Consider the following 21,386-nt stretch of genomic DNA (forward strand, 5'->3'; position numbering starts at 1 on the left):
GGGAAAAATAAACCAAACTTGGCACTGGCTTATACAAACACCCTGTTGAGTTCTCAAAGAACAAACACACACCGCGACTTGGATCTCCTCCGAGGAGCTCCCCGCCGTGGGGCACTTGTTTTACATTACCTGACCGCTTCGTTCCCGTCAAACCGGTGTGACCCGATCTGTGGAGCTAACGACAGGTTTGTCCCGAAGTTACGGACAGCAAGAAGCTGCTGACCATGATCCTCGGGGTTTGGCAGAACCGGCCGCTCGCGGTGATCCCGCGGCTCGCCCGGTGCCCTGCCGGTCGTCAACCTTACCCGGTCGGTCTCGCGTCGCCAAATCGGCTCCGCACCGCCCGTGGGCAGGGAGAAAGTTACGTGTGCGGAGGGGACAACGTCAAATCGGCGCGCCTTGTTCCACGTCACACAACAGAGCGTCATCGCGCCATCCCGGAAACACGAACGCGGCGCCCCGCGGAAGGACGCCGCGTTCCGTGTACTCAGGCCGTGACCTCGACACCGGCGAACGTGCGCTTGCCCCGCCGCAGCACCAGGAAGCGCCCGTGCAGCAGCGCGTCCGGCGACACGGGCGCCTCGGCGTCGGTGACCCGCTCGTTGTTGACGTACGCACCCCCCTCGGCGATCGCCCTCCGGGCCTCGTTGAGGCTCGCCACCAGCCCCGCGTCGCGGAAGAGGACGGCGACCGGAGGCAGCTCACCCTGTACCCGATGCAACCCCGCCTCCGCCAGCGCGGCCTGGAGGGTCGCGGGCATGAGCGAGTCGAGCGCGCCCCGCCCGAAGAGTGCGTGGCTCGCGGCGATCACGTCGTCCGCCACGTCGGCCCCGTGTACCAGCGCGGTGAGCTCGGCCGCCAGCGCACGCTGCCCCGCACGGGCGGCCGGGCGTTCGGCGATCTCCTTCTCCAGCGCGAGCAGTTCCTCCTGCGATTTGAAGGAGAAGTACCGCAGGTACCGGCCGATGTCGCGGTCGTCGGTGTTGAACCAGAACTGGTAGAACGCGTACGGGCTGGTCATCTCGGGGTCGAGCCAGATCGCCCCACCCTCGCTCTTGCCGAACTTGGTGCCGTCACTCTTGGTCACCAGCGGCGTGGTGAACGCGTGCACCGGCCCCGCCCCCCGGCGGCGGATGAAGTCGACGCCGGCGGTGATGTTGCCCCACTGGTCGGACCCGCCGAACTGGAGCTCGCATCCGTGCCGCTCGTGCAGCTGGAAGTAGTCGTGCGCCTGGAGCAGCTGGTAACTGAACTCGGTGTAGCTGATCCCCGACTCCAGCCGCGCCTTGACCACTTCTCGAGCGAGCATGCGGTTGACCGGGAAGTGCTTGCCCACGTCGCGGAGGAACTCGACCACCGACATCGGCCCGGTCCAGTCGAGGTTGTTGACCAGGGTGGCGGCGTTGTCGCCGGTGTACGTGACGAAGGGCGCGAGCTGGTCGCGGATCCGCTCGACCCAGCCTGCGACCACCTCGGGCGGGTTGAGCGTGCGCTCGCTGCTCTCCTTGGGATCGCCGACCTGGCCGGTCGCGCCCCCGACGAGCAGCAGCGGGCGGTGCCCGGCCAGCTGCCACCGCCGCGCGGTCAGCACCTGCATCAGGGAACCGGCGTGCAAGCTGGCCGCGGTGGGGTCGAAGCCGACATAGAACGTCACCGGCCCGGCGGCCACTCGGGCACGCAGCTCGTCGAGGTCGGTGGAATCCTGGATGAGGCCTCGCCAATGCAGGTCGTCGATCAGATCCGTCACGGTCGGTATTGTCCCCCATCGCCCGGACGGGTCCGCCACCCGGTTTCACGCCGGCACGCCGAAGGCCTTCCGCAGGTACTCCGCCACCCGCGCGGTCGCCTCCCGGGCCGCCGCGAGCGTGCCGGTCATCGTGAAGAAGCCGTGGGTCATGCCGTCGTAGCGGGCCAGCTCGACCGGCACCCCGGCGGCGCGCAGGCGCTCGGCGTACTGCTCGCCCTCGTCGCGGAGCGGGTCGTACTCGGCGGTGACCACCAGGGCCGGCGGAAGGCCGCTCAACGAGTCCGCGCGCAGCGGGGAGGCGAGCGGGTCGCCGGCGTCGGCCGGGTCGGCGAGGTAGTGGCCCCAGTACCAGTCGACGGAGGTGCGGTTGAAGAAGAACGGGTCGGTGTTGTCGCGCATCGACGGGGTGTCGGCGCCGTAGGCCACGTTGGGGTAGACCAGCACCTGGGCGGCGAGCGCCGGGCCGGCGTCGCGCGCCTGGAGGGTGACGGCGGCGGCGAGGTTGCCACCCGCGCTGTCGCCGGCCACCGCGAGGCGGGCCGGGTCGCCACCGAGCTCGGCCGCGTGCGCCGCCAGCCACGTCACCGCGGCGTGGCAGTCGCGCGGCGCGGCCGGAAACGGGTGCTCGGGGGCGAGTCGGTAGGCCACCGAGACGACCAGGCAACCCGCGTCGGCGCAGAGCCGCCGGCAGATGCCGTCGCTCGTCTCGAGGCTGCCCAGGACCCAGCCGCCGCCGAAGAAGTACGCGAGGAGCGGCAGCGGGCCGTCGGGAGCGCCGGCCGGACGGTACAGGCGGGCGTCGAGGTCGCTGTCGGGGCCGGGGATGCGCAGCGGGACCACGTCGCCGACCGGATGGGCGGCGCCGCGATCGGCCTTGATGGACGCGAGGTCGGCCGCGCGGGCCTCGGCGATGGACATCTCGTAGAGCGGGCGGGCGCCGGAAGCGGCGCGGTGTGCGCGCATCAACGCGAGCTGCGGATGCAGGGGCATCGGTGTCCTCCTAGCCACTTTCGACGGCTCCTGGAGGTGCCGTCGATACGGTGAGAAAACCGAAACCCAATCCCCGCAACGCATACTCCTACAGAGGTCCCGCCCGTGCAACTCACCGACCTGCATGGCTCGTTGAGTGACCCGCTGCTCGACACGATGAACTTTCTCAACGAGGTGACCGCCCGTTTCCCCGACGCGGTCTCCTTCGCGCCCGGCCGGCCGTACGACGAGCCCTTCGACCCGAGCGTCGTGGCGGGTTACCTCGACGCGTACGCGAAGTACCTGGAGCGCGACCGCGGCCTGTCACAGCGGCAGGTCGGCGGCCTGTTGTTCCAGTATGGACGGACGAAGGGGCAGATCCACGAGCTGGTCGCCGCCACCGTGGCCAACGACGAGGGCATCGAGGTGTCACCCGAGTCCATCGTGGTCACCGTCGGCGCGCAGGAGGGCATGCTGCTCGCGCTCCGGGCCCTGTTTCGCGACTCAGCCGACGTCCTGCTCGTCGCCTCCCCTTGCTACGTCGGCATCACCGGCGCCGCCCGCCTCCTCGACATCGCCGTCGAGCCGGTGCCGGAGGGACCGTCCGGTGTGGACGCCGCCGCGGTGGGCGCCGCCGCGGCCCGGGTGCGCGCGAGCGGGCGCCGGCCCCGCGCGCTCTACGCGGTGCCCGACTTCGCCAACCCGTCCGGCACGAGCATGCCGGAAGGCGCGCGCCGGGAGCTCCTCGCGACGGCGGTCGAGGAAGACCTCTACGTGTTGGAGGACAACCCGTACGGGCTCTTCTCCCGCACCGGCGCCCGCACACCCACGCTCAAGCAGCTCGACGAGCACCGCCGCACCATCTACCTCGGCTCGTTCGCGAAGACGTGCTTTCCCGGGGCGCGGGTGGGATACGCGATCGCGGACCAGCCGGTGGTCGGCCCCGACGGCGGCGTCACGCTCCTCGCCGACCAGCTCTCCAAGATCAAGAGCATGACCACCGTGAATACGTCGCCGCTGGCACAGGCGGCGATCGGCGGGATGCTCGTCACCTACGGCTGCCGGCTGCGGGCGCTCAACGAGGAGCGGATCCGGCGCTACCGCGAGCGGCTCGTCGCGCTGCTCGCGGCCCTGCGCCGGCACTTCGGTGACGACGGCGCGGTCAGCTGGAACGTGCCGGACGGCGGGTTCTTCCTCGTGGTGAGCCTGCCCTTCGTGGCGGACGAGGCGGCGCTCACCCGCTCGGCGCGCGACCACGGGGTGCTGTGGACGCCGATGAGCTACTTCTACGCCGGCGCGGGCGGCGAGCGGCAGATCCGCCTCTCGTGCAGCTACCTGGAGGTGGCGGAGATCGACGACGGGGTGCGCAGGCTGCGGGAGTTCACCAGAGCGCATAGATAAGCTTGACTGGATTGAAACGGTTCGATACGGTGCCGGCACGTCCGGAAAGCCCTTTCCCTTCCTGAAAGGCGGGCACCGTGAAACCACGATGGCTGGTCCTCCTCACCACGGCCGCGCTGGCCGTCCCCGGCGCCGCCTACGCCGCGACGGCGCCGGAAGCGCCGCCGGTCACCACCCTGGCCGCGTGCGGTGACGGGTCGTTCAACGCCGAGGCCGTGCTCAGCGGCAGCACCTGGACCTCGCGCAACGGCAGCCGCACCGTCTACACCGGCTCCGACATGCGCGCCGCCGTACAGGCCGCGCTGGACAGCCTCACCGCCGGCCGCACTTCCAAGCAGTCGGTGGTCGTGCGCGGCTCCGGCACGATGAGCGCCGGCTCGCGCATCTCCGTGCCCAGCTACACGATCCTCGACGTCTGCGGCGCCATCACCGTAAACGGCTCGGGCTCCGGCGACCAGGCGCCCATCTACTCCCGCGGCACCCGCGACATCGAGGTGCGCCACCTCCAGGTGCGCGGCGCGCCGCTCTACGGGATCTTCATGCGCAACGTGAACAACCTCGTGCTCGGCCAGATCGACATGCGCCTGTCCGGCGGGCTCGCGGTGCGCATCGACAACCACGGCGGCGACCGCGCGGTCAAGGTGCGCAACATCCGGATCGACAACGTGTACGTCGAGGGCGCGACGAACCAGGGCGTGGAGACGTACGGCGTCGACGGGCTGACCGTCGGCACAGTCACCGCCCGCCGCGTCGGCTACTCCGGGCTGCTGCTCAACGACACCATCAACGCCACCATCGGTACGGTCGACGCGGACAACGTGGCAGCCGGCACCGGATACGCGGCGTTCCGGATGGCCAACCGCAACGGGCGGATCGGCAGCAGCTACCCGACCAACATCCGGGTCGGCAACGTCATCGCGCGTGGTGGCGGGCGTGGCATCTTCTGCGTCTCGGAGAGCGGCGGCGCGGTCATCGACCGGATCACGCTGAGCAACAACGGCAACAACTCGATCCTGGTGGAAAACTGCTACAACGTGACGGTAGCGGCGCAGAGCGGCACGATCAGCGGCGGTGGCGAGGTGCGGATCGCGGCGCGGACGGAGTTCGCGCCGTCGTCCAACATCACGTTCCAGAACCTGACCGTGAGCAACACGAACATCCGGTGGAGCCCCTGCACCGGCAGCAACAACGTGGTCCGCAACGTGACCCGCAACAGCTCCAACCTCTACTGGTGCTGAGCACCGGCGAGTAGCGCGGAATCCACATCGGAGAGTCGGGGGCGTCCGGAGAGGACCATCGCCTCCTCGAGCTCGGCGGCGAGGATGTCGAGCACCGCCCGGGCCCCCGACTCCCCGTCGACGGCCAGGCCCCACAGCGCCGGCCGGCCGACCAGCACGGCGCTCGCCCCGAGCGCGAGGGCGCGCAGCACGTCGGTGCCGGTGCGTACGCCGCCGTCGAGCAGCACCGGGCCGCGCCCGCCCACCGCGGCGGCCACCTCGGCGAGCGCGTCGACGCTCGCGACGGCGCCGTCGAGCTGGCGGCCGCCGTGGTTGGAGACCACCACACCGGCCGCGCCGTGCGCCATCGCGAGGGCCGCGTCCGCGCCGGTCAGCACGCCCTTGACCAGCACCGGCAGGTCTGTCTGAGCGCACAGCCAGGACAGGTCGGCCCAGCCGAGCGCCGGGTCGAACTGCTCCCGGGAGTGCCGCACCAGCGCCGACTCCCCCTCGACCGCCTCGTGCGACCGCGCCATCACGGCGGCGTCCACATTGGCCGCGACGATCCCCGCCGGTACGGCGAAGCCGCGCCGCACGTCGCGCAGGCGCCGCCCGACGCGGGGCGTGTCAACGGTAAGCACCAGCGCGCGGTAGCCGGCCGCCTCGGCCCGCCGGACGAGACCGGTCACGACCTCGCGGCGGCGGAACCAGTACAGCTGTAGCCACAGTGGACCCGACGCGGCGGCCGCGATCTCCTCCAGCGTGCGGCTGGCGAAGACGCTTACCACGAGCAGCCCGGCGGCGCGCGCCGTCGCCACCTCGCCCTCCGGGTGGGCCAGTTGGTGGTACGCGACGGGAGCGACACCGATCGGCGCGCGCAGCGGGGCGCCGAAAAGCTCCGTCGACGTGTCCGGCCGCGACACGTCCACGAAGAACCGGGGGCGCAGGGCGAGCCGGGCGAAGGCCTCCCGGTTGGCGGCGAGCGTCCGCTCCTCTCCGCTCCCGCCGCAGATGTAGTCCCAGATCCCCTCGGGCAGGCGCTCGCGGGCGGCCGCCTCGTACTCGGCCACGCTCAGCAGGGTGTCCACGGTGGTCTCCTAGCCGGTCTCGAGCGCGGACGGAAAGGATATGGGTGTGGACGAGGTGTGCGTGTGGCTGGTGCGTTCACCGCTGCCGGACGCCGTGCTCGACCGCCTGGCCGGCCTGCTCGACCCGCGCGAGCGCGACCGCGCCGCCGCGCTCGACCCGGTGGGGCGGCGGCGGTTCGTCGCCGCGCACGGCGCCGCGCGGGTGCTCGTCGCCGAGCGGGTCGGCACCGCGCCGCGGGACGTGCGGTGGGAGTACGGGCCGCACGGCAAGCCCGAGGTCGACGGCGTGCGGATGAGCCTCTCCCACTCCGGCGACCTGGCCGCGGTGGCGCTCACCCCCGCGCGGGCGGTCGGTGTCGACGTGCAGCGGCACACGCCGGGCCTCGACACGCGTGCCATGGCGGTGCGGTATTTTCCGGCCGACGAAGCCCGCCTCGTCACCGGCGCCGCGGTCTTCGCCACGCTGTGGGCGCGCAAGGAGGCGTGCGTCAAGGCGACCGGTGGGCGGCTCACCCAGGGGCTCGCGCTCCCGGTGGCCGCCGGCCCGGTGGTCCGCGGCGCGTACCACGTCGTGGACCTGCCGGTGCCGGACGGCTTCGCCGGCGCGGTCGCGCTCCACGGGCCGGAGCCCCTGCGGGTCAGCACCGCGTGGTGGTCAGTCACGGAGTGAGCGGCCGGTCTTGGCCAGGAAGACGTCGTCGAGGCTGGGCCGGTGCAGCTGGATCGAGTCGAGGTCGAGGTGGGCACCGTCGAGCGCGCGCATGACCTGCGGGATCGCGGTGGCGCCGTCGTCCACGTACAACCGGAGGCCGGCGGCGTCGGTCTCCAGCTTGCGCACGTACGTCGCGCCGTCGAGCAACTCCGCCGCCTTGGGGGTGGCCCCGTTGAGGCCGACCACGAGCACGTCGCCGGTGATCTCCCGCTTGAGCTGCTCCGGTGACCCTTCGGTGACGATCTCGCCGTTGTCGATGATGGCGATCCGGTCGCAGAGCGCGTCGGCCTCGTCGAGGTAGTGCGTGGTGAGGAAGACGGTCATCCCGCCGTCGCGCAGCCGCCGGATCTCGTCCCACATGTGCGCCCGGCTCTGCGGGTCGAGCCCGGTGGTCGGCTCGTCGAGAAACACCAGCCGCGGCCGGTGGATGATGCCGAGCGCGATGTCGACGCGGCGCCGCTGCCCGCCGGAGTACGTGCGGCAGGGACGGTCGGCGTACTCGGTCAGCTGGAACGCCTCCAGCGCGTCGGCCGCCCGCCGCCGCGCCTCCGCCTTGCTGAAGCCGTGCATGCGCGCGTGCAGGACGAGCTCCTCGCGGGCGGTGGAGTCCTCCCACGTGCTGCCGCCCTGCGCCACGTATCCCACCCGCACGCGCACCTGCGCCGGGTCGCCGAGCAGGTCGACGCCGGCGATCGTCGCCTCACCGCCGTCGGGCTGGATGAGCGTGGTGAGCATCTGGAGCGTGGTGGTCTTGCCAGCGCCATTCGGCCCGAGGAAGCCGAAGATCTCGCCCTCTTTGACGTCGAGGTCGACGCCGCGCACCGCCTCGACGACCGTGGCCTTGCGACCCCGACCGGACCGGTAGGACTTGCGCAGGCCTCTGGTCACAATCATGGCCCTCACTTTATGTGCCGGCTCTCGAAGTCCCGTGGAAGTGGGCTAAAGGCCGCTCCCGCCTTGTTCCGCAACGGGATACCGTGAGACCACTATGGACACCCTGCGAGAGATCGCCGGCATGCTGCGCGATGTCACCGGCGAGGACGAGCGGTGGGCCGCGGCGGTCACACCGGAGAGCCGGCTCGAAGACGACCTGCGGCTGGAGAGCGTGGAAGTGGCCGCGCTGGGCGAGGCGCTGCACGCGCGGTGGGGCGTCGACCTGCCGGCGTACCTCGCCGACCTCGACCTCGACCAGCTGGTCGACCTGAAGGTCGGCGACCTCGCGAGGCTGGTGCGCGCGTGAGCCGTTTCCTCTTCGTCGCGCCGCCGCTGGCCGGCCACGTGTACGCGGCCGGTGCCGTCGCGAGCGCGCTCGCCGAGCGGGGACACGACGTGGCCTGGGCCGGCCCGGAGACCACGCTGCGCCGCATGCTCGGCGACGGCATGACCGTGTACTCCACCGGCATGCGCCCGTACCGGGGGCAGCGCGACCGCGGCTTCCGGGCGGTGCGCTCGCTGTGGGAGGGCTTCGTGCTGCCATACGCGACGTTCACGCTGCCGGCCGTGGAGAAGGCACTCGCTGCCTTCGGCCCGGACGTGGTGGCCGCCGACCAGCACGCGCTCGCCGGCGCCGTGGCCGCGCACCGGCACGGCGTGCGCTGGGCCAGCCTCGCGCCGCAGTCGATGGAGCTGACCCGCCCCTTCCACGCACTGCCCAAAGTGGAGGAATGGATCCGGCGCGGCATCGACAACGCCGGTCTGTCCATCGGAGACGGCGCCGACCCGCGCTTTTCGCCGCACCTGGTGCTGGCGTTCACCAGTCGGGCACTGACCGGAGCGCACGACTTCCCGCCGCACTACGCGCTCGTCGGGCCGGCGCTCGGCACCCGTGCGGCCGCGCCGGACTTCCCGTGGGACGCCCTCGACCCGGCCCGGCGGGCGGTGCTCGTCACGATGGGCACGCTCGCCGAAGACGTGGCCCGCGACTTCTACCCCCGGATGGTCGGGGCGCTGCGGGCGCTGGAGGGCCGCGTCCAGGCGGTCGTCGCCGCGCCGCCGGGCGCCGTGCCCGACCCGCCGCCCGGCACGATCGTGCTGCCCCAGGTGCCCGTGCTGGCGCTGCTGCCCCGCCTCGCCGCGGTCGTCTGCCACGCCGGGCTCAACACGGTCTGCGAGGCGCTCGCCCACGGCGTGCCCCTCGTCGTCGCGCCCATCAAGCACGACCAGCCGGTCACCGCCGCCCAGGTGGTCGCGGCCGGCGCGGGGCTCCGGGTGCGGTTCGGCCGTTCCGGCGCGGACGAGCTCGCGGCCGCGCTCACGGCGGTGCTCGACGAGCCCGGCTACGCGGCCGCGGCCGGGCGGGTGCGGGATTCGTTCGCCGCGGCCGGGGGTGCCCCGGCCGCGGCGTCACACCTGGAACGGCTTGCCGCTAGCTCGTGACAGCGGCCGCGCGCGCACGCCGGCCGCCCAGGGTGGACCGCCCGCCACGAGGACGCTGGCGGGCGGCCCATCGGTCGCGACTCCCAGGGGTCAGCTCTTGACGACCGCCTGGATCGCCGCGACCAGCTGAGCGCGGCTGGGCTGCACCGCGAGGTCGAGCTCGGGAGCACAACCCACCACCACCGCCGCGTCCGGGCGGGTGACCCGCTTGGGCGGGGCCACCAGCCGCATCTCCTCGGCCGCGGTGGCGAGCACCTCGGCGCCCACGCCGCAGAACCGGTTGCCGTCGTCGAACACGACGAGCCGGCCGGTGCGCTCCACCGACGCGGCCAGGCCGGCCCAGTCGAACGGATGCAGCGAGCGCGGGTCGAACACCTCCACCGACACGTCCTCGGCCAGCTCGCCGGCGACCGCGAGCGCCTCGTGCACCAGGTGGCCGACCGCGAGGACGGTCACGTCGGTGCCGGAACGGCAGACCCGCCCCACGCCGAGCGGGATCGGCGCGAGGTCCACGTAGGACACGTCCTCGCGCAGGGCGAGGGCCGGCATCGGGCAGAAGACGACGACCGGGTCGTCGTCGCGGATCGCGGACAGGAAGAGGCCGTACGCGTCCGTCGGGGTCGCCGGGATCACCGTCTTCACGCCGAGGTGGGCGAAGACCCCGTACGGCTGGTCGGAGTGCTGTGCGCCCCAGCCCGGGCGCCAGCCGGTGCCCGGCAGCAGGTACGTCACCGGCACCGTCACCTGGCCGGCGCTCATCAGCCGAAACTTGTTGGCCTGGTTGGCGATCTGTTCCAGCACGAGCAGCAGCAGGAACGGAATCTGGTACTCCACCACCGGCCGCTTGCCACCCATCGCCGCGCCGGTGGCGAAGTTGGTGAAACCCTGCTCGGACAGGGGCGTCTCGAGCACCCGGTCGGGAAACCTGTCGAGCAGGCCGGTGGTGACGTTGTTGAGCGCGAACTTGATGTCCTCACCGAGCACGAAGACGTCGGGATCGCGCTCCATCTCGTCGGTGAGCGCCCGGTTGAGGGCCTTGGCGTACGACAGCTTAGGCATGCGAAACTCCCGCGCGGAGGCGTACCGGCGTGGCGTAGAGGTAGTCGAACGCGTCCGCCGGGTCCGGCCGCGGGCTCTCCAGCGCGAAGCGCACCGCCGCGTCGAGCACCTCCTCGATCTCCGCGTCGATCGCCTCGCGGAGGGGCAGTGGCACGCGGGCGGACTGGATGGCGAGCGGGTCGCGCTCCCGCCACCGGGCCACCTCGGCCTCTTCCCGGTAGGCCAGGCGCATCCGCCGCTCGAAGGTGTGGTGTCCCTCGTACCGGTAGGTGGTGAACTCCACCAGCGACGGCCCGCCGCCGCTCCGGGCCCGGTCCACCGCGGCGGCCATCGCGTCGTACACCACCTCGGCGTCCTGTCCGTCGACAGTAGACGCCGGGATGCCGAACGCCTCGGCCCGCCCGACGACCGAGCCGGCGATCGCGGCACCGGCCGGCAGGGTCGTGGCGTACCCGTTGTTCTCGCACACGAACACGACCGGCACCCGCCACAGCGAGGCGAGGTTGAACGACTCCAGCAGCGCGCCCTGGGTCACCGCACCGTCGCCGAAGACGCTCACCGCGATCCGGTCGCCGTCGCGGGCCAGCGCCCAGCCCAGACCGGTCGCGATCGCCGCGCCGTGGCCGACCGTTCCGCTCGCGCCCCAGATGCCGGCGGACAGGTCGGACGGGTGGAACGAGCCGGCCCGCCCGCGGTCGATGCCGCCGACCCGGCCGGTCAGCTCGGCGAGAAACCGGCCCGGGTCGCTCCCCCGGGCCAGGAAGTGGCCGTGGCCGCGGTGGTTGCTCAGCAGGGCGTCGTCGGGGCGCAGCGCGGCGCACACGCCGGCCGCGACACCCTCCTGCCCGATGCAGGGGTGGATGCCGCTGCCGATGTCGCCGGAGCGGACCAGGTCGATACACCGCTCCTCGAAGCGGCGGATCAGCCGCATCGTGCCGTACAAAGCCTCCGGAGCCGGGCGCTGAGCCTTCCACGCTCCGCCGCTCGGCGCTCGTCCGCCGTCGTGGTCAAGGCCCGTGGCCTCGCGGCTCCCGCTCACCCGTCAGACCGCCTTGATGGCGGCGAGGATGCCGTCCCAGAAGGCGTACCGGGCGGTGAGGGCGTGGTTGACCGTGTCGGCGGCCTCCCGCCACTTCGCCTCGTCGTCGCCGCAGAGGTCGGTGACCATCTGCATGGCCATCGGCGTGTGCTCCTCGCCGTCGACCTCGATGTGGCGCTCCAGGTAGTCGACGAACGTGTCCAGCTTCGCGCCGCGCTCCTTGACCGCCACCACCTGGGTGAACATGTCCGGGATCAGGTCCTCCCGGCCGAACGCGAACGCCGCCGCCTGGCAGTGCACCGGCGCGTCCTCGATAAAACCCCACGTCGCCCGCACGAACTCGGCCGCCGGGGCCGGCACGCCCGCGCTGTCGAGGGCCGCCTTCACGTGTACCCCCGAGCGGATCAGGTCGATGAACGCGCCCACCACCGAAGTGTCCGCACCCGACTCGACCATGCCCTCGACGTAGAGCTCGAAGTGGCTGATGAACCCGCCGTGCAGTTCGTCGCTCTCCTCGACCAGCACGATGTCGTTGATGAGCCGGCGGCTGCCGGGCGGGCCGGTGGGCACCCACGGCACGCGTACACAGGTGAGGTTGCGCTGGAGCGACTTGAGCAGCGACATGAAGTCCCACACCGCGAAGACGTGGTGCTCCATGAACGTGACGATCGCCGCCTGGCTGTCGAGGTTGGCGTAGAGCGGGTGGGTGACGACCCGGGCGCGGGCGTCGTCGACGGCGCTCTCCAGGCGGCTGATGCCAGGGTGCGTCTGACCCCAGTCGTATCGGGACATGCGGGACCTCCTAGACCTGAGACCGGAAGAGCACCGGGCAGAACTCGGGATCGCTGTAGTCGGGCGCGCCCTCGGCCGTCCGGCGGACGAAGTGGTCGTGGTTGTACAGCACCGGCGTGCCGTCCGACAGGGTGTGGTAGCGGTGGCGGTTGTCGCCGTCCTGTAGGTGCAGCGAGATCGCGCGGCGCGGCTGGCCGGACCGGTTGGCACCGCTGCCGTGGTACGTCCGGCAGTGGTGGAAGCTCATGTGTCCCTTGGGGATCACCATCGGCACGGTGCGCATCTCGGTGCCGTTGTAGCGGGCGTTCTCCCGGACCAGCTCGTCGAGCTCGGCCGCGTCGCGATCGGCGAAGTGCCGGGCGGTGCTGTCGCCGCCGCCGAACTCCTTCCACCGGTGGCTGCCGTCGACCATCGTGATGGTGCCCATCTCCTCGCCGCAGTCGTGAAACGGGATGAAGGCGGTCAGCATCCGGTCGGACGTGCAGGTCTGCCAGTAGTGCCGGTCGAAGTGCCAGGGCACGAGGTTGCTTGGCTCCTCCGGCCGCGGCGGCTTGTAGATGAGCGTGGCCTGGAAGAGGCGGATCTCGTCGGCGCGGGCCAGCCGCGCGGCCACCGCGCCCACGATCGGCTTGCGCAGGATCGCCGCGATCGGGTCGCTCTCGTAGTGGATGTAGTCGTTGTGCCGCTGCACCGCCCCATTGGACGGCTCCCAGTAGGCCAGTGTGGACGGTCGCTTGCCGAGCCGCCGGCTGCGGGCGCCGGCGTAGAACGCCTCGCTCTCCGCGACCAGCGCGTCGACCTCCGCGTCGGTGAAGAGCTTCTTGGACAGGTACCAGCCGTGCTCCTCGTACGACCGCACATCGGCCTCGGACGGTAGGAGGTCCTCCTCCACCGGGATCGTGGTAGTCATTTCGGTCCCTTCCGGACGGTCAAACCCGCGTCTCCGCGGCGGCCCGCGCCCGCTCCTTGGCCTCGTACAGGGCCCTGATGTTGTTGCTTCCGAACGTGAGCGCCCCGTGCCGCTCGATGAGCTCGAAGAAGAACGTGCGGCGTTCCACCGTGGACTCGGTGAAGATCTGGAACATCTCGCCCCAGTGGTCGCGGTCGACGAGGATGTTGCCGGCGCGCAGCGCCGCGACGGAGAGGCTGACCTCGCCGAGCCGCCGCTCGATCGCGTCGTAGTAGCTGCCGGGCGTCCTGAGGAAGCGCACGCCGCGGGCGCCGAGCGCGGCGACCGCACCGGCGATGTCGCGCGTGCTGAGCGCCAGGTGCTGCACGCCGGCGCCGCCGTTGGCGCGCAGGAAGTCGTCGAGCTGGCCCGGCTTGCGCGCCGGGTCGGGCGACACGATCGTGAACGTGACCTCGCCCGAGGCGCTCTGCACCACCTTGGAGTCCATCGCCTGGTCGCCGACCTCGACCCGCTCCTCGAAGATCTCCTTGAAGCCGAAGACCTCGGTGTAGAAGCGGACGGTCTCGTCGAGCGCGCCGCCGGCCACGCACAGCGCCGTGTGGTCGAGGATCTCCAGCATGTCCACATCGGATGGCGCCCCGGCTGGCAGCGGCTCGATGGCGCCCGGCAGGAACTCCTCGCCGCGCCGCTCGACGAACCGGTGCGCGAGCGCGCCGGGGCCGGAGACGTCTGCGGTCACCACGTCCGGTCCCCAGGACCGCGGCTCGGCGACCGATGTAGCGCCCCGGCTCAGCGCCTCCTCGTAGGCCTCGGCGGCGTCGGCCACGCGCAGGGCTATCCGGGCCACCCCGTCGCCGTGCCGCTCCACGTGGGCGGCGACCGGGTGTGCCGGGTCGGTGGCGGCGGTGACGAGCAGGCGGATGCCGCCCTGCCCGAGCAGGATGGTGCGCTGGCCGGGCAGGCCCGGCCCGCTCTCGCCGAGGCGGCGGAAGCCGTACGCCTCGACGAGTGGCCGGGCCGTCTCCTCCGCGTCGGTTACGTAGAACTCGACGTGGTCGACAATCGTCACGTCCATCATGGACCTCCGGGGTGGGCGAGCGCGAGGCTGACGTTGTGCCCGCCGAACGCGAACGAGTTGGAGAGCGCGACGCCGGCGGCCGCCTCGCGGGGTGCCTTGCGGACGTGGTCGAGGTCGCACTCGGGATCGGGGTCGTCGAGGTTGTGCGTCGGCGGCAGCACGCCGCGGCGCAGCGCGAGCGCCGTCGCGGCGGCTTCCACGGCGCCGGCGGCGGCGAGCAGGTGGCCGGTGACGCCCTTGACCGAGCTGACCGCGGGCGTGTGCGCGCCGAAGACGGCCCGGATCGCGCGGGCCTCGGCGGCGTCGCCGCGCTTGGTGCCGGTGCCGTGGGCGTTCACGTAGCCGACGTCGGCCGGTGCCAGCCCGGCGTCGGTGAGGGCCAGCCGCATGGCGGTCACGGCTCCGGTGCCGTCGGCCCGCGGCGCGGTCGGGTGGTACGCGTCGGTGGCCACACCCCAGCCGGCGACCTCCGCGTACGCGGGGCGGCCGCGGGCGGCGGCGTGCTCGGCGCGCTCCACGACGAGCACGCCCGCGCCTTCGCCGAGCACGAAGCCGTTGCGCCGCCGGTCGAACGGGCGGCTCGCCTCGGCCGGTGCGGCCCAGCCGCCGGCGAGCGCCCGCGAGTTGCGAAACGTCGTGGCGGCGGTGGGCAGCAGGGGTGCCTCGGCGCCGCCGCAGACCACCACGTCGGCGAGCCCGTCCCGGACGAGGCGCAGCGCCTCGGCGACCGCGTACGCCCCGGAGGCGCACGCCGTGGAGATGGTCGAGCTGTAGCCGCGCACGCCGTGCTTGATGGCGATCCGGGCGGTGGCCATGTTGGGCAGCATCCCGGCCAGCAGGTACGGGCTGACCGCGGTGTGGCCGCTCGCCTCCCGGGCCAGTGCCTCCGCCTCGAACATGCCCAGGCCGCCGAACGCGTTCGCCAGCACCACGGCGGTGCGTGCCGGGTCGGCGTCCCGCCCGACGGCGATGCCCGCGTCGGCGAGGGCGGTGTCGGCGGCGGCCATGGCGAGCACCACGAACCGGTCCACCCGCCGCGCCTCGGCGGGCGGGAGCACGGTGGCCGGGTCGACGTCCGGCGCGAACCCGGCCGCCTCGAGGATCCCGGCGAGCGGGTGGGTGTCCGCCGGCCGGCGAAGCCCGGACCGGCCGGCGCACACCCCGTCGAAGAACCCGGCGGCGTCGGCACCGAGCGGCGTGAGCAGCCCGATCCCGGTGATCACCGCACGGCGTCTCACCGCGCCACCCCGACGTCGTCGGCGGGACGGCTCGGTCCGGACGCCGCCGCGCCAACTCGCTCACTCACTTAACCGCACCGTCCAACGAGGACGCGCGGGCCGAGACGTCGGCCGCGAACTCGCCGAGCGTCATGATGGCCAGCCGTTCCATGTCCTCCTCGCCGAACTTCACGCCGTACGCGTCCTCGACGCGCAGGGCCAGCTCGGCGACGGCGAGGGAGTCGAGGTCGACGCCGGCCGGCCCGAAGACCGTGTCAGCGCCGGCACCGTCGACGTCGAAGTTCATCTGGCGCAGGGACTCGATGGTGAACGCGACCACGTCAGCGGACATCGGCGGCGCCTCCTTTCACGCGGTAGGTGACTCGTGTACGGGTATTGCCGGTCGAAGCGGCGGGGTTGGGAACGCCGCCGCGCGCAGGGCCGGTACGGCGCGGACGAGCTTGCCGGTGGCGGTGCGGGGCAGCCGCGGCACCAAGGTGAGCCGGCGCGGCCGCTTGTATCCGGCCAGCCGCCCGGCGAGCGCCTCCTTCAGCGCCGGCAGCCCGGCCGTGCCGGTGTCGTGCACGACGAACGCCTCGATCGCGCCGTCCCACGCGACCACGACCTCGACGACCCCGGGCAGCCCGGCGATGGCCTGCTCGACCTCGGTCAGGTCGACCTTGAGCCCGCCGACCGACACCTGCGAGTCGAGCCGGCCGCGGATGGTGACGAGCCCGGTCTCCGGGTCGACGTCGCCGGCGTCGCGGGTGTGCAGCCAGCCGTCGACCCAGCGGGTCGGGTCGCTCAGCCCCACGTACGGGCTGGCGCCGGCGGCGAGCAGGATCTCGCCGCCCTCCGCGCGCAGCGCCATGCCGGGTGCGGGCGCGAGCGCCGGCCGGTGCTGTCCAAAGAGGTCGGTCGCGATGACGCCGGCCTCGGTCATCCCGTACATGTTTCCCAGGGGTACGGGCCAGCGGGCGGCGAACGCCTCGCGGATGGAGGGGCGGACCAGCTCGCCGCCGACCGTCATCCGCTTGAGCTGCGGCAGCCGCCGGGACCGGTCGGCCGCGGCGAGGAACTCGATGTGGAACGGCACGCCGAGCACCGTGGCCGGCTCCGGGCCGGACGCCACCGCGTCGAGGATCGCGTCGGTGGACAGGAAGCTCGGCACGACGAGCGTGGCGCCGGTGTGCAGCCCGTAGAGTAGGCCGCCGACCAGGCCGAGCACGTGCACCGTCGAGGCGAGCAGCACGATCCGCTCGCCCGGCTCGGGTACGCCCTCGACGAGCCGGTAGCGCTCGACCTCGGAGACGAGACTGGCGGAGGTGCGGCCGATCACTTTGGACGGTCCGGTGGAGCCGGAGCTGAGCTGGAGCAGCGCGTGCGGCGTGCGCGCGGGCTGGCCCGGGTGCTCGGCGACGACGGGCGCACCGTCCGACATGGACACGACCAGCTGCGGCGCGATCCGGGCCAGGGCACCGTCGACCTCGTGCTGGGTGAGCCGGTGGTCGAGCAACGCCACCTGCGCGCCGACCGTCCAGGCGGCGAGCAGGCTTTCCGCGTACACGATGCCGGGTGGCAGCCGGAGTGCCACCGTGCCGCCCGCGCGCAGGCCCGCCGCGCGGAGGTCGGTGGCCCTTGCGGCGACGCGCCGCCGCAGCTCGCGGCGGGTGATCGGCGCGCCGAGGCGGAGGCACTCCTCGTCGTCGCGCCCGGCGAGCAGATAGGCGCCCACCCATTCCCCGTCGAATGGGTCGATACCGATGCCGGCCGGCACGCCAGGAAACACAATGGCCCCCATAGAAAGTATTCACGCCGCGCTTTTGCGAAGGGTTTTGGCGGCGATCGGGCCGAACGCTAACAGCGCCTTTCCAGGGGGGTCAACCATGCCGAAAGGCCGCCCGGCGGCGACTCTTCGCGATCGCCGACCTAAGCGGCCTTCCGGAAACTCTCCCAAGCTGCGAAAACGTGGCCGACATCATCGGCGGCCTGCTTACTGTTCGTATTAGCGATCCATTCGCGAGGCGACCGCCAGGCAAACCGCGAGAGGGGATCTTCCCAGGTTCTAGCGATAGTCGACGTGGTCGCGAGACGGCGATTGACGGGTGCGCGGCGACTTACCTGACGGTGATCTGGTCGAGTAGCTGCGCGAGCCCGTCGGTGCGGGGGGCGACCTCGAGTGCGGGGTCGTCACTGAGGATGGCCTGTTGAAGCAGGTGCAGCCGCTTGGAAGGCTCCAGACCGAGCTCTTCGGTCATGGTGTTGCGGAGCTGCTGGAAGACCCGCAGCGCCTCCTGCCTGCGGCCACTGCGGTGCAGGGCCACCATGAACTGGGCGTGCAGGTTTTCGTGGAGCCGGTGCTCCGCCATCATGCCGGCGAGGTCGGAGAGCACCTCTTGGTGGCGGCCCAGCCGCAGCCGGGCCTCGATGCCCTGCTCGACGGTCGTGAGCCGGGACTCCTCCAGCCGTTTGACCTGCGGTTGCAGGAGAGGGCCGGCCCGCACGTCGGTGAGTGCCGGACCGCGCCAGAGCGCCTGCGCCTGGGTGAGCCGCTCGGCCGCGAGGGCATTCTGGCCGGTGGCGAGCGCCTGGCGGCCCTCGCTGGAGAGCCGCTCGTAGCGCGCCAGGTCGAAGTCGTCGGAGATGCCGCGGAACAGGTATCCGCCGGGGGTGGTCACGAGGACGCTCTTGGCGACCTCGGACGCGGGGGTGGCCAGGGCGGCGCTGAACAGCTTGCGCAGGTGCAGCACGTACGTCTGGAGCGTGGTCAGGGCGCTGGCCGGGGGCTCGTGACCCCACAGCTCCTGGATCAGGGCGGTGACCGGCACGGTCTGGTTGGCTTGCAGCAGCAGCAGCGCGAGTACGGAGCGCGGCTTGGGTGCGGTGGGGGTAGCAGAGGAATCGCCACAGTTGAGCATCAATGGTCCAAGGACCCGTATTTCAAGGCCCCTTCCCATGACATAAGACATTGACATGGACCTCCGGGGGAAACGTGCGCGCGCTTGGGGTGATCAGCAATCTACCCGAGTGCGGGCACGTTTCTGCCAGAGTAGTGACCCCTCCATCCCGGAGAGTGGGCGGATTTGTTTGACTGATCGAGGAACTTGTGCCTAACCCGGCAGTGACGGGCATCGATCACCAATTGGTGAGCGCCACGAATATCCGGATTTAGCCCTCGATCACCAGTGATGGAGGCCTATGAGAGACGGCATCTGCACGTGCATTGTGGAATGCTTCCAGGGCAAGCGCTTACCCGGCCGTGCTGCCTGCGAGATGACGCTGCCGCATGAGGAACTTGCGCACCTTGCCGGTCGGTCCGACCACGATCTGGTCGTCCGGCACGGCCACGACCCTGCGCAATGTCGCGCCGGCCGCCGGGCCGAGCGCCTGGCGCACCGCGGCGGTCCGGTCGGTGTCCGGGTCCGCGCCGGCGTCCAGCATCAGCAGCACGTCGGTGACGACCCGCCCGCCCTCCCGCCCGGCCACGACCGTGCAGTCGCGCACGTCCGGGCACCGCACGAGGATCCGCTCCTCCGACTGCGCGGTGTAGAGCCAGTCGCCGCCGCCGAGGTCGACCGCGTCCACGGCCCGGTCCACGTGATAGTAGAAGCCCTCGGCGTCCCGGTACATGAGGTCACCGGTCAGGTAGTAGCCCTGGAAGCGGGTGCGGTAGGTGGTCACCGAGTCGTTCCAGTAGCCGGGCGCGAGCGTGGGCGACTTGAGACCCACGTGCCCGACCGCGCCGACCGGCACCTCCGCGCCGGTCTCCAGGTCGAGGAGGGCCACTTCGGCGAACGGGTACGGCCGGCCGACGCAGCGCCCGTAACGGTTGCTCTCGGCCGTGTGGGTGATGTGGAACGCCGAATGGCCCATCTCGGTCGATCCAATGCCGTCGATGAACCGCGAACCGGGCACACTAAGTGGACCGTCCGGTGTGTACCGCTGGTGACTGCCGACCGCGACGAGCCGCCGGATGTGCGCCTCGTGCGCCGAGTCGCCGGTGTTGAACCACACCTTGACCGAGTCGAGGTCGCGCGCGCCGAGGTCGTGGCGGGCCAGCTCGGCCCACGTCACCGCGAAGCCGAACACGCCGGTCGGCCGCCACCGCTCGATCGCGTCCAGCACGGCGGCTCCGCTGGAGGCGAAGTGTCCACCTTGGGCGGAGAGGTACAGCAGCTCGTACCGGTTGCAGAGCGCCTGGTTGACGGTGATGAGGCCGGCGGCGTGCGCGGCCGGCATGACCGACAGCTCGCGGACCGCGTGGCTCGGCCGCGGCTCGACCAGGCGCACCCGGCGGATCGCGGCGAAAAGGCTGGCGTGCGAGTGCACGACCGCCGCCGGCACCCGGGTGGTGCCCGAGGAGTGCGTGATGGCGACCGGGTCGTCGGCGTGGTGCCGGTAGTACGGCGGCGCCTGTGCCGGGTCGCCGGTGCCGGTCTCCGCGGGGTCGATGGTGGCCGTCCCCGCCAACGCCTGGCGGTGCGCCTCGTCCGCGATCACGTGCGACGCGCGCAGCCGCTCCACGAAGCCCGGCGCGACCTCGGCGGGCATGTTGCCGTTCATCAGCGCGGGGATCGCGCCGATCCGGGCCAGCGCGAAGAAGTTGAGGAACACGTCGGCGGCGGACGTGACGTACACGGCCACCGGGTCGCGCGGGCGGACGCCGTGCGCGTGCAGCCAGGCGGCCCGCGCGGCGGCCCGCTCCTCGAGCGTGCCGAGGGTCAGCGGCTCGTACGCCGGGCGCCCGTCGACCGGGGTATCGAACGTGATGCCCGGCCCGTCCGGGTCGGCGCCGTGCTCCCGAAGCTTCGGCAGCACATTGCCGGCACCCAGCTCCGGGTCGGCGACGAGGGCGGCACGGATTCTCGCTGAACGATCCCCGCGTTGCTTGCGGCCCGCGGTACGCGAGAACGCTGAGTTTGATGATTCGCTCGCAAGCTCGCTCATAGCTGTCCCCTTTAGCGGATGGTGCGCTGGAAGAGCCTGGTAGACCAGGTGATCGCGATGGCCGCCAGCACGGTGACGCCGACGAGCCCCTGCCAGATCTCGACGTCGCCGGCCCGGCCCTCGAAGAGGGAGCGCATGCCGTTGGTGACCCAGTAGAACGGGTTCCAGTCGGCGATCGCCTGGATCCACGCGGGCGCCAACGCGATCGGCAACAGCACGCCGGCGAGGAGCGCGACCGGCTGCGCCACGGTGTTCATCACCGGGCCCAGCGCGCCCTCCTTGCGCACGAGCAGCGTCACCGCGTACGACAGCGAGGTCGTCATCAGCGCGATGACGGCCAGCAGCAGGTACGCCAGCAACAGGTTGAGCACGCCGACGGAGAGCCCGAACGGCACCGCGATGACGGTGATGATGAGCGCCTGCACGAGCAGCGAGGCCACGTCGCGCAGCGCCCGGCCGAGCAGCAGCGCGGAGCGGCTCACCGGCGTCACCCGGGCCCGCTCGATGATGCCGGCGCGCAGCTCGGCGAGCAGGCCGAAGCCGGTGAAGAGGCCGCCGTACAGGCACATCACGACGAGCAGGCCGGGCACGTAGACGCGGTAGGCGTCGCCGTAGCTGTCCGCGCCCAGCGCCGGCTTGAGCATCGGCGCGAAGAGCACGAGGTAGGTGATCGGCTGAGCGAGGCCGAAGACGAGCCAGGTCCGGCTGCGCAGCATCAGGGACATCTGGCGCTGCCAGACCAGCCACGTGTCGCGGGCGAGTTTCACGGGTGGGACGGTATGGCCTTTCCTCGATGCGCAACAAGCGCCTTGACCGGACGTCAAGCCCACCACC

20 protein-coding genes are annotated in these 21,386 nt (G+C 72.0%); 5 read left to right on the forward strand and 15 right to left on the reverse strand.

Annotated elements, in window-relative coordinates:
- Window positions 1-487: 487 nt before the first annotated feature.
- Entirely contained in the window at window positions 488-1,747 is a 1,260-nt protein-coding gene (tyrS, locus tag ACTMTJ_RS44005; RefSeq protein ID WP_441224906.1) for a tyrosine--tRNA ligase, read from the reverse strand.
- A 45-nt stretch (window positions 1,748-1,792) separates the two neighbouring features.
- Window positions 1,793-2,737, reverse strand: coding sequence for an alpha/beta hydrolase (locus ACTMTJ_RS44010; protein WP_441224908.1), 945 nt, complete (start codon window positions 2,735-2,737; stop codon window positions 1,793-1,795).
- Between the two features lie 156 nt (window positions 2,738-2,893).
- On the opposite strand from ACTMTJ_RS44010, the gene ACTMTJ_RS44015 reads away from it, so the two are divergent.
- Window positions 2,894-4,117, forward strand: coding sequence for a PLP-dependent aminotransferase family protein (locus tag ACTMTJ_RS44015; protein WP_441224973.1), 1,224 nt, complete (start codon window positions 2,894-2,896; stop codon window positions 4,115-4,117).
- A gap of 77 nt (window positions 4,118-4,194) precedes the next feature.
- A complete protein-coding gene (locus tag ACTMTJ_RS44020; RefSeq protein ID WP_441224910.1) occupies window positions 4,195-5,355 on the forward strand; it encodes a hypothetical protein in 1,161 nt (386 codons plus the stop codon).
- Here ACTMTJ_RS44020 and ACTMTJ_RS44025 read toward each other — a convergent pair.
- Entirely contained in the window at window positions 5,343-6,422 is a 1,080-nt protein-coding gene (locus ACTMTJ_RS44025) for an alpha-hydroxy acid oxidase (protein WP_441224912.1), read from the reverse strand. The two genes, ACTMTJ_RS44020 and ACTMTJ_RS44025, sit on opposite strands and share 13 nt — an antisense overlap.
- 46 nt (window positions 6,423-6,468) lie before the next feature.
- Here ACTMTJ_RS44025 and ACTMTJ_RS44030 point away from each other — a divergent pair, with 46 nt between their 5' ends.
- Complete coding sequence (locus ACTMTJ_RS44030) at window positions 6,469-7,092, forward strand: 4'-phosphopantetheinyl transferase family protein (RefSeq protein ID WP_441224913.1); 624 nt, start codon at window positions 6,469-6,471, stop codon at window positions 7,090-7,092.
- Here the strand turns inward: ACTMTJ_RS44030 and ACTMTJ_RS44035 are convergent.
- Window positions 7,078-8,028 (reverse strand): ATP-binding cassette domain-containing protein, encoded by a 951-nt coding sequence (locus ACTMTJ_RS44035; protein ID WP_441224915.1) that lies wholly within the window; start codon window positions 8,026-8,028, stop codon window positions 7,078-7,080. The genes ACTMTJ_RS44030 and ACTMTJ_RS44035 overlap by 15 nt on opposite strands.
- Window positions 8,029-8,122: 94 nt before the next feature.
- Here ACTMTJ_RS44035 and ACTMTJ_RS44040 point away from each other — a divergent pair, with 94 nt between their 5' ends.
- Together ACTMTJ_RS44040 and ACTMTJ_RS44045 are read left to right on the forward strand one after the other, a co-directional pair.
- Window positions 8,123-8,374 (forward strand): hypothetical protein, encoded by a 252-nt coding sequence (locus ACTMTJ_RS44040; RefSeq protein WP_441224916.1) that lies wholly within the window; start codon window positions 8,123-8,125, stop codon window positions 8,372-8,374.
- Window positions 8,371-9,510, forward strand: a complete 1,140-nt coding sequence (locus tag ACTMTJ_RS44045; RefSeq protein WP_441224918.1) for a glycosyltransferase — start codon at window positions 8,371-8,373, stop codon at window positions 9,508-9,510. The genes ACTMTJ_RS44040 and ACTMTJ_RS44045 overlap by 4 nt, the downstream gene beginning before the upstream one ends.
- Window positions 9,511-9,600: 90 nt before the next feature.
- On the opposite strand, the gene ACTMTJ_RS44050 is transcribed toward ACTMTJ_RS44045, so the two are convergent.
- From ACTMTJ_RS44050 to ACTMTJ_RS44100, 11 genes are all read right to left on the reverse strand, one after another.
- Entirely contained in the window at window positions 9,601-10,569 is a 969-nt protein-coding gene (locus tag ACTMTJ_RS44050) for an alpha-ketoacid dehydrogenase subunit beta (RefSeq protein WP_441224920.1), read from the reverse strand.
- The gene (locus ACTMTJ_RS44055; protein WP_441224921.1) at window positions 10,562-11,500 is read right to left on the reverse strand and encodes a thiamine pyrophosphate-dependent dehydrogenase E1 component subunit alpha; all 939 of its coding nucleotides are present in this window, start codon (window positions 11,498-11,500) and stop codon (window positions 10,562-10,564) included. Before ACTMTJ_RS44055 ends, ACTMTJ_RS44050 begins: the two co-directional genes overlap by 8 nt.
- A 111-nt stretch (window positions 11,501-11,611) precedes the next feature.
- A complete protein-coding gene (locus ACTMTJ_RS44060) occupies window positions 11,612-12,400 on the reverse strand; it encodes a DUF3050 domain-containing protein (protein ID WP_441224923.1) in 789 nt (262 codons plus the stop codon).
- Window positions 12,401-12,410: 10 nt separating this feature from the next.
- Window positions 12,411-13,310: a phytanoyl-CoA dioxygenase family protein gene (locus tag ACTMTJ_RS44065; RefSeq protein ID WP_441224925.1), complete on the reverse strand. Its 900-nt coding sequence runs from the start codon at window positions 13,308-13,310 to the stop codon at window positions 12,411-12,413.
- Between the two features lie 19 nt (window positions 13,311-13,329).
- Window positions 13,330-14,385, reverse strand: coding sequence for a 4-hydroxyphenylpyruvate dioxygenase (hppD, locus tag ACTMTJ_RS44070; RefSeq protein ID WP_441224927.1), 1,056 nt, complete (start codon window positions 14,383-14,385; stop codon window positions 13,330-13,332).
- The gene (locus ACTMTJ_RS44075) at window positions 14,385-15,626 is read right to left on the reverse strand and encodes a beta-ketoacyl-[acyl-carrier-protein] synthase family protein (protein WP_441224929.1); all 1,242 of its coding nucleotides are present in this window, start codon (window positions 15,624-15,626) and stop codon (window positions 14,385-14,387) included. Before ACTMTJ_RS44075 ends, hppD begins: the two co-directional genes overlap by 1 nt.
- A gap of 64 nt (window positions 15,627-15,690) precedes the next feature.
- A complete protein-coding gene (locus ACTMTJ_RS44080; protein WP_441224931.1) occupies window positions 15,691-15,957 on the reverse strand; it encodes a phosphopantetheine-binding protein in 267 nt (88 codons plus the stop codon).
- A gap of 15 nt (window positions 15,958-15,972) precedes the next feature.
- Window positions 15,973-17,406 carry a class I adenylate-forming enzyme family protein gene (locus ACTMTJ_RS44085; RefSeq protein WP_441224933.1) on the reverse strand — a complete coding sequence of 478 codons (1,434 nt, stop codon included), beginning with the start codon at window positions 17,404-17,406 and terminating at the stop codon, window positions 15,973-15,975.
- 316 nt (window positions 17,407-17,722) lie between these two features.
- Entirely contained in the window at window positions 17,723-18,523 is an 801-nt protein-coding gene (locus ACTMTJ_RS44090; RefSeq protein WP_441224935.1) for an AfsR/SARP family transcriptional regulator, read from the reverse strand.
- Between the two features lie 331 nt (window positions 18,524-18,854).
- The gene (locus ACTMTJ_RS44095; protein ID WP_441224936.1) at window positions 18,855-20,423 is read right to left on the reverse strand and encodes a class I adenylate-forming enzyme family protein; all 1,569 of its coding nucleotides are present in this window, start codon (window positions 20,421-20,423) and stop codon (window positions 18,855-18,857) included.
- A 140-nt stretch (window positions 20,424-20,563) separates the two neighbouring features.
- A complete protein-coding gene (locus ACTMTJ_RS44100; RefSeq protein ID WP_441224938.1) occupies window positions 20,564-21,319 on the reverse strand; it encodes an ABC transporter permease in 756 nt (251 codons plus the stop codon).
- Window positions 21,320-21,386: the final 67 nt, after the last annotated feature.

The organism is Phytohabitans sp. LJ34 (assembly GCF_052068095.1).
Lineage (GTDB): Bacteria > Actinomycetota > Actinomycetes > Mycobacteriales > Micromonosporaceae > Phytohabitans.

What these genes read in the sequence shown, in the direction of transcription:
- ACTMTJ_RS44055 (WP_441224921.1), bottom strand. Translation starts at nt 11,500, where the DNA reads ATGCGGCTGATCCGCCGCTTCGAGGAGCGGTGTATCGACCTGGTCCGC.
- ACTMTJ_RS44060 (WP_441224923.1), bottom strand. Translation starts at nt 12,400, where the DNA reads ATGTCCCGATACGACTGGGGTCAGACGCACCCTGGCATCAGCCGCCTG.
- ACTMTJ_RS44010 (WP_441224908.1), bottom strand. Translation starts at nt 2,737, where the DNA reads ATGCCCCTGCATCCGCAGCTCGCGTTGATGCGCGCACACCGCGCCGCT.
- ACTMTJ_RS44080 (WP_441224931.1), bottom strand. Translation starts at nt 15,957, where the DNA reads ATGTCCGCTGACGTGGTCGCGTTCACCATCGAGTCCCTGCGCCAGATG.
- ACTMTJ_RS44050 (WP_441224920.1), bottom strand. Translation starts at nt 10,569, where the DNA reads ATGCCTAAGCTGTCGTACGCCAAGGCCCTCAACCGGGCGCTCACCGAC.
- ACTMTJ_RS44040 (WP_441224916.1), top strand. Translation starts at nt 8,123, where the DNA reads ATGGACACCCTGCGAGAGATCGCCGGCATGCTGCGCGATGTCACCGGC.
- ACTMTJ_RS44085 (WP_441224933.1), bottom strand. Translation starts at nt 17,406, where the DNA reads ATGGGGGCCATTGTGTTTCCTGGCGTGCCGGCCGGCATCGGTATCGAC.
- ACTMTJ_RS44035 (WP_441224915.1), bottom strand. Translation starts at nt 8,028, where the DNA reads ATGATTGTGACCAGAGGCCTGCGCAAGTCCTACCGGTCCGGTCGGGGT.
- ACTMTJ_RS44065 (WP_441224925.1), bottom strand. Translation starts at nt 13,310, where the DNA reads ATGACTACCACGATCCCGGTGGAGGAGGACCTCCTACCGTCCGAGGCC.
- hppD (WP_441224927.1), bottom strand. Translation starts at nt 14,385, where the DNA reads ATGGACGTGACGATTGTCGACCACGTCGAGTTCTACGTAACCGACGCG.
- ACTMTJ_RS44090 (WP_441224935.1), bottom strand. Translation starts at nt 18,523, where the DNA reads ATGCTCAACTGTGGCGATTCCTCTGCTACCCCCACCGCACCCAAGCCG.
- ACTMTJ_RS44015 (WP_441224973.1), top strand. Translation starts at nt 2,894, where the DNA reads ATGAACTTTCTCAACGAGGTGACCGCCCGTTTCCCCGACGCGGTCTCC.